The 9,947-nt window shown below is 58.7% G+C and carries 9 protein-coding genes; 2 read left to right on the top strand and 7 right to left on the bottom strand.

Going from position 1 to position 9,947, the window contains the following annotated elements; all coding sequences use genetic code 11:
• Positions 1-516: IS6 family transposase (locus tag DC522_RS30965; RefSeq protein WP_245444707.1), on the bottom strand; the 516-nt coding region annotated here is incomplete at its 3' end.
• A gap of 46 nt (positions 517-562) precedes the next feature.
• Between DC522_RS30965 and DC522_RS30960 the strand changes: the two genes are divergently transcribed.
• Entirely contained in the window at positions 563-1,030 is a 468-nt protein-coding gene (locus tag DC522_RS30960; RefSeq protein WP_116532323.1) for a transposase, read from the top strand.
• Positions 1,031-1,269: 239 nt separating this feature from the next.
• Here DC522_RS30960 and DC522_RS30955 read toward each other — a convergent pair whose 3' ends face one another.
• The 6 genes from DC522_RS30955 to DC522_RS30930 form a co-directional block, all read right to left on the bottom strand.
• Positions 1,270-2,823, bottom strand: a complete 1,554-nt coding sequence (locus DC522_RS30955; RefSeq protein ID WP_116532322.1) for an alpha-N-arabinofuranosidase — start codon at positions 2,821-2,823, stop codon at positions 1,270-1,272.
• A 67-nt stretch (positions 2,824-2,890) separates the two neighbouring features.
• Positions 2,891-3,739 (bottom strand): ABC transporter ATP-binding protein, encoded by an 849-nt coding sequence (locus DC522_RS30950; RefSeq protein ID WP_116532321.1) that lies wholly within the window; start codon positions 3,737-3,739, stop codon positions 2,891-2,893.
• A 12-nt stretch (positions 3,740-3,751) separates the two neighbouring features.
• Complete coding sequence (locus DC522_RS30945; protein WP_165820394.1) at positions 3,752-4,792, bottom strand: ABC transporter ATP-binding protein; 1,041 nt, start codon at positions 4,790-4,792, stop codon at positions 3,752-3,754.
• A 17-nt stretch (positions 4,793-4,809) separates the two neighbouring features.
• Positions 4,810-5,679 carry an ABC transporter permease gene (locus DC522_RS30940; RefSeq protein WP_116532319.1) on the bottom strand — a complete coding sequence of 290 codons (870 nt, stop codon included), beginning with the start codon at positions 5,677-5,679 and terminating at the stop codon, positions 4,810-4,812.
• Positions 5,679-6,683, bottom strand: coding sequence for an ABC transporter permease (locus DC522_RS30935; RefSeq protein WP_116532318.1), 1,005 nt, complete (start codon positions 6,681-6,683; stop codon positions 5,679-5,681). The genes DC522_RS30940 and DC522_RS30935 overlap by 1 nt, the downstream gene beginning before the upstream one ends.
• 42 nt (positions 6,684-6,725) lie before the next feature.
• Positions 6,726-8,618 (bottom strand): ABC transporter substrate-binding protein, encoded by a 1,893-nt coding sequence (locus DC522_RS30930; protein WP_116532317.1) that lies wholly within the window; start codon positions 8,616-8,618, stop codon positions 6,726-6,728.
• Between the two features lie 160 nt (positions 8,619-8,778).
• On the opposite strand from DC522_RS30930, the gene DC522_RS30925 reads away from it, so the two are divergent.
• Positions 8,779-9,729, top strand: coding sequence for a transcriptional regulator (locus DC522_RS30925; RefSeq protein WP_116532316.1), 951 nt, complete (start codon positions 8,779-8,781; stop codon positions 9,727-9,729).
• Positions 9,730-9,947 lie beyond the last annotated feature (218 nt).

Genomic DNA, 9,947 nt, shown 5'->3' with positions numbered 1-9,947 from the left:
ATAGATTGATGCAAACCGTCTCTCATCCAATCTAAAGCAGCCCTCTTGCAACGCACGGCCGGTCCATAGATTTTTCGCAGCGGCATAGCTGGCCAGCTTGTCCGTGATTATCACGCGTGGAGTGATACCTTGCTTCTTGAGCAGCTTCCGCAGCAGACGCTTGGCTGCTTTGGCATTGCGCCGGCTCTGAACCAGAATGTCGAGCACGGTCCCATGCTGATCGACGGCGCGCCAGAGCCAATGCTTCTGGCCAGCGATATTGATCGCGACCTCATCCAAGTGCCATTTGTCGCCGGCTGTCGGAAGACGGCGGCGGATCTGGTTGGCAAAGCTCTGACCGAACTTCAGGGCCCACTGGCAGACAGTCTCGTAGCTCACCTCGATACCTCTGGCCGCCAGCATCTCCTCGACCATGCGGAGGCTCAGGGGAAACCGGAAGTACAGCCAAATGGCGTGGCTGATCACTTCAGCCGGAAAGCGGTGGCGGGCGTAACGAGGATGACGGGTGGGGTCCATCCCTCACGGATAGCCCGATCCGGGTCACCCTTCGGTTAAATTGACGATGCCCCAGGACGGCACCTTCTCACGGGCAGACTTCAGCTACGACCCGGATGCGGACACCTACACTTGTCCTGACGGCAAGATCCTGATGACCAGCGGCACGGTTGTGAACGAGGGCACGACGCGCATCTACCGGGGCAGCACGTTCGACTGCGGTCCCTGCCACCTCAAGAAGCAGTGCTGTCCCAACACGCCGGCGCGCAAGATCCCGCGCAGCATCCACGAGCACGCCCGGGAGGTCGCCCGAGCGCTGGCCGGCACGCCAGCCTTCGAGCAGTCGCGGCAGGGGCACAAGCGCATCGAGATGCTGTTTGCACACCTCAAGCGGATCCTCAAGATGGGACGTCTGCGGCTGCGAGGTCCGTGCGGCGCTCAGGATGAGTTCCTGTTGGCGGCTACGGCCCAGAACCTGCGAAAGCTCGCCAAGCTGATCACCCCATCAGAGCCTCAGATGACCCAAGCAGGCTGAGGAAGGGCCAGGGGACCGGCTCAGCGCGCTCCTCACTTCCGCAAACAAAGCTTCGCCACCGCCTCAGACAATTTGAGCGCCGACTTTTTCAACGCAATCTGCCAACAACAGACCTTCCCCTTCGGTCATGCCATGTACTCGAAAAAAGCAAAGCGCCAGGAAGGGTAAAACCCTTCCTGGCAGCTAGATTGCAAGCTGAATTTCTCAGGCGGCATTCTGCGGCAGCCTAGTTCAGGCTCTTACTGCTTCTGAACCCCCAGCCGGATGACGTTCCACGAGGCCGGCGCGAGCTTGGCCCGCACCTGCTCTCCCCAGATCTCGACACCGTCCAGAGGAGCGGGCTTGATCGTATCCGGTGCATCCTTCGTGTTGATGGCCATGAGATCATCGTTGCGCAGTTGGTGAGCCTCCTTGACCGTGAGCCCCTCAAAACCGCGCACGAGCACATCCATCGACAGGCTCTCGTCAAGACTGCGGTTGAGCGCGAAGATGGTGACGCAATCCTCGTCATGGTTGTGAATCACCGACAACTTCAGATAGGGCACGGCCGAAAGCGGGAACCGCAGCTCAGAGGTACCGCGGGGATCATAATAATTGGCCTCGTAGGTCGGCGAGTTCACCTTCGTCTGCAGTACGGTTCCGCGACCGAGATTGCTCATGTCCTTGAACGGATAGAAGATTGTCTGACGCCAGGCAGGCCCACCCGTCTCGGTCATGATCGGCGCGATGGCGTTCACCAGCTGCGCAAGGCAGGCCGATTTGACCCGGTCCGCATGGTTCAGCAGGGAGATGCAGGCGCCCCCGAACGCTAGCGCATCCTGCATGTTGTAGATTTCCTCAAGGATCGGCGGCGCGACCGGCCAGCCGAGCTTAATCCTACCCTCATTCTTGCGCCGGGTGCGGTACCATACGTTCCACTCGTCGAAACTCAGCATGATGCGCTTCGGCGAGCGACGACGGGCGGCGACCGCATCTGCAATGGCAACGACCTCGTCAATGAAGCTGTCCATCAAGTCCGGGCTTGCGAGGAATGCCGGAGTGTCATCCGCATAGTTGTTCAGGTAGGTATGCAATGAGATGTACTCGACATGGTCGAACGAGTGATCGAGCACGGTGTCTTCCCAGGTGCCGAAGGTCGGCATGTTGCGCGAGGACGAGCCGCAGGCAGCGAGTTCGATGGTCGGATCGATCCACTTCATGAGCTTGGCAGCCTCTGCGGCGATCCGCCCGTATTCCCATGCAGTCTTGGTCTCCATCTGCCATGGGCCGTCCATCTCGTTGCCCAGGCACCAGAACCTCACGTTATGCGGCTTCTCCCATCCATGAGCGCGGCGCAAATCGGACAGCTCCGTCCCTCCCGGAAAGTTGCAATATTCTAGGAGGCGTCGGGCATCATCGGGCCCCCGCGTGCCGAGGTTGACAGCCATCATTGGTTCCACACCGGCCACTCGGCACCAGTCCATGAACTCGTTGGTGCCGAACGTATTCGGCTCAGTAGACATCCAGGCTAGGTCAAGCCGACGTGGACGGCTTTCCACGGGGCCGACGCCATCCTCCCAGTTATATCCGGACACGAAGTTTCCGCCCGGATAACGGATGATGGTGGGCGCCAGCTCGCGGACGAGCTCAAGCACGTCACGTCGGAATCCACGCTCGTCGGCGGTTGGATGGCCCGGCTCGTAGATGCCGCCGTAGACGCATCGCCCCAAGTGCTCGACAAATGCCCCGAACAGACGTGGATCCGTTTCCGCGATTGAGAAATCGCGGTCAATGGTGACTTTGGCTTCTTTCATTGGAAGGCTCCGATCAGTGAGGCTGGCAGGCTCATTATTCGAGCTGTCGGTGGAAATGAGGGGTGGATTAGGTTGCCATCGCAGGCATGTCGCTCGTGGAGGAATCGTCTCGCCAAGCCTCATCGACCGACAGAACCGCCTGGCGAAGCTTGATGGAGTAGGGATGTTGCGGGGCCGCCAACACCGTGCGGGCCTCGCCGCCTTCGACCACCCTGCCTTTCTGCATGATGATCAGACGGTCGCTGATGTAATAGGCGGTCGCGAGATCATGCGTGATGTAGATGATCGAGACCCCGAGTTCGTCGCGGAGCTTCTTAAACAGGTTAATCACCGTCATGCGCAGCGATGCATCGATCATCGAAACTGGCTCGTCCGCGACAATCAGGGACGGATTGGAGACGAGAGCGCGCGCGATCGCCACACGCTGGAGTTGGCCACCCGACATTTCATGCGGATAGCGCCCCCGAACTTCGGCAAGCGACAGGCCAACCTTGCGCAGTGCCTCGTCAGCCCGCTCCGCCGCCTGCTCGGACGTGCGGGATTCCGTGAAGCGCTGAGCCGCGCTGAAAAGATAGCGGTCCACGCGCTTCAAGGGATTGAACGCATCAAACGGGTTCTGGAAGATCGCCTGCACATGGCTCATGAACTCAAGCCGGTCTCGGCGGCTGCGGACCTCGCGCAGGTCTTTTCCCCGAAACAGGATACGCCCGCTCGTCGGGGCCACGCTGTTCAGGATCATGCCTGCCAACGTGGTTTTTCCGCTGCCGGACTCACCGATGATAGTGAACACTTCAGGCTTGTCTGCCGCGAGAGAGAAGCTGACATCGTTCACGGCGTGGTTGACCCTCCGCGAAACGAGACCGCCCCTCGTGAAGATCTTGTTGACGTTTTCCACGTCAAGAAGGTTCGGACTCATGCGCTTGCCTCCTTATGCGAACGTCGGGACCTTAGCGGGATCGGCTTGAGCAACGTGGCAAGCCGCTCGGTGCCCGGGCAGGATCTCCACCATGGGCGGAGCCTCGCGGCGGCAGATGTCAATGGCGAGAGGACAGCGGGGATGAAACCGGCACCCTGGCGGAGGATCAGCGAGACTCGGAGGTGAGCCTTCGAGGCCCTTTTTTGGCGCCTCGTCGCCGATGCGCGGCAGGCTAGAAATCAGATGCGCGGTGTAAGGATGGAGTGGCTTCCTGAACACGTCCCGCGTCCTGCCCTCCTCCACCAGCCGGCCGGCATACATGATGCCGAGACGATCGGTCAGGTTGGCATGAACCGCCATGTCGTGGGTCACGAACAGGATCGAGGACCCGAGCTCCCGCTGAATCTCCTGCAGCATGGAGAGCACGCCCTTCTGGACGATTACGTCCAGCGCTGTGGTCGGCTCGTCCGCGATGATGAACTCGGGACTGCAGACCGTTGCCAGAGCGATGGTCACCCTCTGCCGCATACCACCGGACAGCTCGTGCGGGTAGGCCTGGAGAACCGCTGGGTCCAGATGGACTCGCTTTAGGTGCCGCTCCACGAGGCGTGTAAAGTCGGCCCCCTTTACGGTCACGTGCGGCAACGCGAAGTCCGCGAAGGCGTGCTTGATCCGCCGAACTGGGTTCAGCACGCTCATGGAGCCTTGCATGATATAGGACAGATGGCTCCAGCGGATCGCCGACAGCTCCTGCGGCGTCAGCTTATAGATGTCCCGCTCCCTGTCCTTGAAGTTGAACCTTACCGTACCCTCGACAACTCTGAGCGGAGGACGGATGGCGCCCGCAATGGTCTTGATGAGGGAGCTCTTTCCGGAACTCGACTCGCCTGCGAGACCGTAGATCTCATTGCGGTTGATCTTAAGGCTGACGTCGTCAACCGCCCTCACCTCACGGTCGATGCCGAATAGATTCGTCTTATAGTAGGCCTTCAGCCGATCCACCATGAGCAACGGGGCAGCCTCAGTCGCCTTCACCTCAAGGGATCTGGGCATGGGACGGAGCTCGGTAATCATGCCTGTCCTCCAAGACGACTGAGGCGGCTGCGCGGGTCAATGTACTCGTTCATCGAAATTGCGAGTAAGAACAGCCCAATGAAAAGGATGATGACGAGCAGGATCGGGAACGTAACCCACCACCAGATGCCCGAAACCAGTGCGGTATGCTGGTTCGCCCAGTAGATCATCCCACCGATGGTGGGAGTATTAATGTCGGTGAATCCCAGAACCGACAGCGTCACCTCGATCCCGATCGACCAGTTGATATTGTTCATCGTCGTCGAAAACACGATCGGCAGGACGAACGGCAGGTGCTCCTGAAGGACGATCTTGCCGGTGCTCATGCCCGAGAACACGGCTTGGCGGGTGAATTCGCGGGTCCGCAGGCTCATGGCGATGGAGCGGATCAGCCGTGCATCGTAGGCCCATCCGAGCAGCGCCGTGATGATTGCGAGCATCGCCCAGGTCATCTGGTCCCGCATGATGAAGTAGAACAGCACCAGGATGGGAAAGAGCGGGATGACGACGAAGGTATCGTTGATCGACATCAGGACCCGGTCCGCCCAGCCGCCCTTGTAGCCCGAGATCAGCCCGACCAAGAGGGATATGATACGGCTGATGACCGCCACCACAATACCGAACAAAAGGGTATTACGGATCGCGAAGGTGAGCTGCCAGAACACGTCCTGCCCTCGCGACGTTGTGCCCAGCGGATATTCCCAGGACGGCGGCACATCGGGAGGCACGACGTACACATCCATCGGCGGATAGGGTGAGAAGAAGGAGCAGGCGGCGACGGTCAGCACGATAAGGACGAGGATCAGCCCGATGGCGAACTCGCCATTGTAGCGGAAGAGGTCACGAAGAATCCTGAGGGTATTCATCACCGTGCCTCCACGCGCGGATCGATCAGGGGATAAAGGAGATCGATCAGCAAAACAGTGGCAGAGACCGCCACAATCGAGATCGTGGTGATGCCAAGAACCAGACTATAGTCGCCGGCGTGGACCGCGCTGATCAGCAGGGATCCGACGCCCGGGTACCCAAAGACCTGCTCGGTGATGATTGCGCCATTGAAGATGGCGCCCAACTGCAAGGCGAGACCTGTGAATTGAGGACCGAGGGCGTTGCGCATCACATAGGACCGCATGATCTTGCTGCGCTTCACGCCAGCGAGCTCCGCATAGACTACGTAGTCCTCGGTCACGATGTTGGACACGAGCGAGCGCATCCCCATGAACCATCCGCCGATGCCGACGGCCATGAGAGACAGAACCGGCAGGATCGAGTGCACCGCCACGTCAATCGCGAAGGCAAACGTGTTGGAGCGGTCCGAGGCCATCGTGGCGCCGCCGCTGATCGGCAGAACCGGCCAGAGGAAACCGAAGATGATGAGAAGAACGAAAGCGACTACGTAATACGGGATGGGGTGGAGCCCCATGCTAAGAACGCCGAATGCCTTGAGGATGCGGCTGTTGCGATAGTAGCCCGCGAGGCCGCCAAGCAAATTGCCGAGAATCCAGGTCAGGAGCGTCGAGACGAGCAGGAGTCCGACGGTCCAGGGAAGGGCTCGCAGGATGAGCTGCGAGACCGGAGTTGGAAAGGCCGACAAGGAGGGGCCAAAGTCGCCGACCATTACCCGTTTCCAGAACGTGACGTACTGTTCCCAAGGCGAGCCCTCGAGACCATAGAGCTGACGTAGCGACTGCCGCATCATCTCGATGGCTTCCGGACTGGTCGCCCCGTAGGACGTCGCGGCCGAGATCGACTGTTCGACCGGATTGATTGGGGTCATGTGCGTCACCAAGTAGGTGATGTTGATCCCGACGAAGACGACGACCGCGAACTGCACGAGCCGCTTGGACAGATAGGCCAGGTAAGCCCTCATGGACCGCTCCTTGTCTGCGAGGAGTAAGGAGATGTCTGCGCGCTACTGCTGCTTGGGCTTCAGCTTCACCATCATCGAGCGGGAGTTGCCCCAGTTCGGGACGGGATTGGCGTAGGGATTCTCCGCAGTCGGGTACCCTGTCCAATAAGTCTCATCCATGGCCGTGAACACATTGTAGGCCATCAGCGGGATGATCGGCATTTCGCGAACGATGAGCTTGGCGTACTCGCGGCCGAGCTCAACAGTCCGCTTGTCGTCGAAGGAAATCCGTCGCACCTCCTCGATGATCTTGTCGAGATCTGGATTGCTCCAACGCTGCCAGTTGCGAGGCGATTGCGTCTTGCCTGGGGCTGCGACGAACTGCGAGTGCCAGCTGTCGAGGAAAAACGACAGGTCAGGATGGCCGCCGTAGGTCTCGACGCTCCAGGAAATCAGCGTCTCGAAGTCGCCGGCGATGCGTCGGTCGAGCATCGTGGTGCCCTGGGCGACCTCCGTCTTCGCATCGATGCCGAACTGGCGCCATTGCTGGACGATCATGGTTCCGGCGCGGGTCAGGATCGGACGTGAGTCACCTTCGACCATAAGCTTGATCGAGAACGGCTTGCCGTCGGGCGTGTACCAGCTGTTGCCCTGCTTCCTATAGCCGGCCCGCTCGAGAAGCTCCGTGGCCGCCTGCGGGTTGGGCTTCCACCACCCGTAGCCGAACGCCTTCTTGATCTCCTTCGGGTCAGTCGGGATCTGCTCCTTCATTGTAGGGCGCAGCATATCCGCGATCTGATTGCCGATATTCGGATCGTACGGCTTGATCTTGCTTTTGCCAGTGTCGATCTCATAGGACGCAAGCCAATCCTGAAGTGGAATGTGGTAATCGTCCGGATGAGTTCCCGTCGGTGGGATACCAATTGGGGACAGCGTCGCGGCACCACGATAGGCCGCCATGGAGACGGCCTTGATGTCGATCAGCAGAGCCAGCGCCCACCGCACATCGCGGTTCTGGAAGGCTGGATTCTGCATGTTGAAAATCACCGACGGTAAGGTTGGGTCGGGATGCGCGAATGGGAAGTTCTTGAACCAAGTCTTCAGGCTCGGGGACTGCTTGGACAGTGTGAACATGCCCTCGGGCGCGATGTCATGTACTACGTCCAGGTTGTGGTTGAGCTGCGCGATCACGCGCTTATCAGGCGGGCCCGGATCGATATAGGCCGCATACTTAGGGCCCGGCTCACCATAGCGCCCAAGCGTCGTGCGCTGCCAGTCGTCGCGCTTCTGCCAGATGTACCACTTCCCGTCAGGGTCATGGCTATGGAGCTTGTAGGCGCCGAGAGAAACCGGCGGGTTAAAGTCGAACTTCTGGGGCTCGGCAGCTTTCTCGAAGATATGCTTTGGCATCATCCAGATTGCGTTGAACCGCACCGTAAAAAGCGAGTGAAAGCGTGAATTGGGCCTCTTCAACTTGAACCGAACGACCCAAGGCTCGGGCGATGAGACGCTTTCGACGTTCAGCGCCAGCAGGGCGCTCCAGCGCATACCTGGATTTTTGATTTGGGTCTCCACGGTGTAGATGAGATCATCGGCTGTAAATTCGACACCATCGCTCCAGTAGATTCCTGGACGCAACTTCACTGTCATTTCGGTGAAATCGGCGTTGTAGATCGGCTTTTCCGCCGCCAGTGAGTTTTCCCAAACTCCGTCGAGTCCGCGCTCTGGATCGATGTACCAGAGTGTGTCAAGGGCCAGCTGATGCAGACCGGTATATTGGCCGCCGGCATTGATGGTCCATATATTGAACCATCCAGGATTTTTGATCGTCCCTTCCGGATTTTCGAGAATGATCGTCTCATTCCTGGGCACGCCCGGGACAGCCGTTTGGGATATCGCGGTGGTCGCAGCCAGAGCCAGACCTGCCGCAACGGTAAGCAAGCGCAGAATTCGCATTGGCGTTCCTCCAAATTTAGTTTCTTATCTTTTTTCTTAATTAGTCCTCGATTTTCCGGATCGGTCAACAGTATCATTGATATATATCGAAACTTCCGATACATATCGCCACAAGTTCGGTAGGCTTCCCATGGCAGGGGCACCCGTGTTGAGCGACTAAATGACTAAATTCAAAAGAAAATTCCTGACGCTTGTGGCAGAGGAAAGCTCCGAGACGCTGCGAGGGATTGCCTCGCCTGCCCGGGTCAGAATCCTCAAACTCCTGCGAGAACAAGGACCGCTGAACGTGAACGAGATCAGCGATGCGCTGGATTTGCCGCAGTCGACGATTGCGACTCATATCCAAATGCTGGAGCGCTCCGGGCTGATTGAGACAGAAATCGTCAAAGCCTCAAAGGGACAGCAGAAAGTCTGCTCGGTTCGCTACGACGAAATCATCATCCGATTCGACGATCAGGATCCGCTCAAGAGCAAGGACCACGTCGAAGTGTCCATGCCTATCGGGCTCTACACGAGCTGCGATGTAAGCGCCCCTTGCGGACTCTGTTCAACGGAGAGTGTTCTGGGCGTCCTCGATGTTCCGGATTTCTTTCTCGATCCTCGCCGCATGAATGCATCGTTGATCTGGTTCAGGCGCGGGTTTGTTGAGTATAAGTTCCCGAACAACGGCAAAGTGCTGGGAGCCAAGATCGATAGGCTCGAATTTGTCATGGAGCTTTCGTCCGAGGTTCCCGGTACGAGCCTCGATTGGCCTTCCGACATCAGCCTCTGGGTCAACAATGTGAAAGTCGGAAGCTGGATCTCGCCGAGTGACTTCGGGGATAAGCGCGGTCTCTACACGCCGCAATGGTGGAAGCTCGAGGGCTCACAATATGGCAAGCTCGTCACTTGGCAGATCTCGCGGAGTGGAACATCGGTCAACGATGTACAGATATCGGACGTAACACTCGACAAGCTCGAACTCGACAAGCACCACGGAATTCGGTTGAGGATCGGAATTGACGAGACAGCCCGCCATCCCGGAGGGATCAATATTTTCGGGCGCGGCTTCGGCAACTACGATCAAGATATCGTCATGCGCATCTATCTGAAGGAGCAGTCAGGCCCCTAGAGCCTAGAAAGGGCCCCTTATACACGACCTCTGGCGGATTATGCGCCGGAACTAGGCAGGTCAAGGACTTGGCCACTCCTGCCTATTGGAAGCGTGGTTCAGCGGCTATCTTCAGAGGCTTTGCCAAGGGCCGCTTCGGGTCCAGCCTGTGTGGAAACGCGTTGATCTGCTAAGCTGATGTTGATCAGCGGAGGGCCGGATGAAGCGTTTCGTTGAAG

Source organism: Microvirga sp. KLBC 81 (assembly GCF_003075415.1).
Taxonomy (GTDB): Bacteria; Pseudomonadota; Alphaproteobacteria; order Rhizobiales; family Beijerinckiaceae; genus Microvirga.
This window is presented reverse-complemented; position numbering and strand designations above follow the sequence as displayed.

What these genes read in the sequence shown, in the direction of transcription:
- DC522_RS30925 (WP_116532316.1), top strand. Translation starts at nt 8,779, where the DNA reads ATGACTAAATTCAAAAGAAAATTCCTGACGCTTGTGGCAGAGGAAAGC.
- DC522_RS30945 (WP_165820394.1), bottom strand. Translation starts at nt 4,792, where the DNA reads ATGCCCAGATCCCTTGAGGTGAAGGCGACTGAGGCTGCCCCGTTGCTC.
- DC522_RS30930 (WP_116532317.1), bottom strand. Translation starts at nt 8,618, where the DNA reads ATGCGAATTCTGCGCTTGCTTACCGTTGCGGCAGGTCTGGCTCTGGCT.
- DC522_RS30955 (WP_116532322.1), bottom strand. Translation starts at nt 2,823, where the DNA reads ATGAAAGAAGCCAAAGTCACCATTGACCGCGATTTCTCAATCGCGGAA.
- DC522_RS30940 (WP_116532319.1), bottom strand. Translation starts at nt 5,679, where the DNA reads ATGAATACCCTCAGGATTCTTCGTGACCTCTTCCGCTACAATGGCGAG.
- DC522_RS30960 (WP_116532323.1), top strand. Translation starts at nt 563, where the DNA reads ATGCCCCAGGACGGCACCTTCTCACGGGCAGACTTCAGCTACGACCCG.
- DC522_RS30935 (WP_116532318.1), bottom strand. Translation starts at nt 6,683, where the DNA reads ATGAGGGCTTACCTGGCCTATCTGTCCAAGCGGCTCGTGCAGTTCGCG.
- DC522_RS30950 (WP_116532321.1), bottom strand. Translation starts at nt 3,739, where the DNA reads ATGAGTCCGAACCTTCTTGACGTGGAAAACGTCAACAAGATCTTCACG.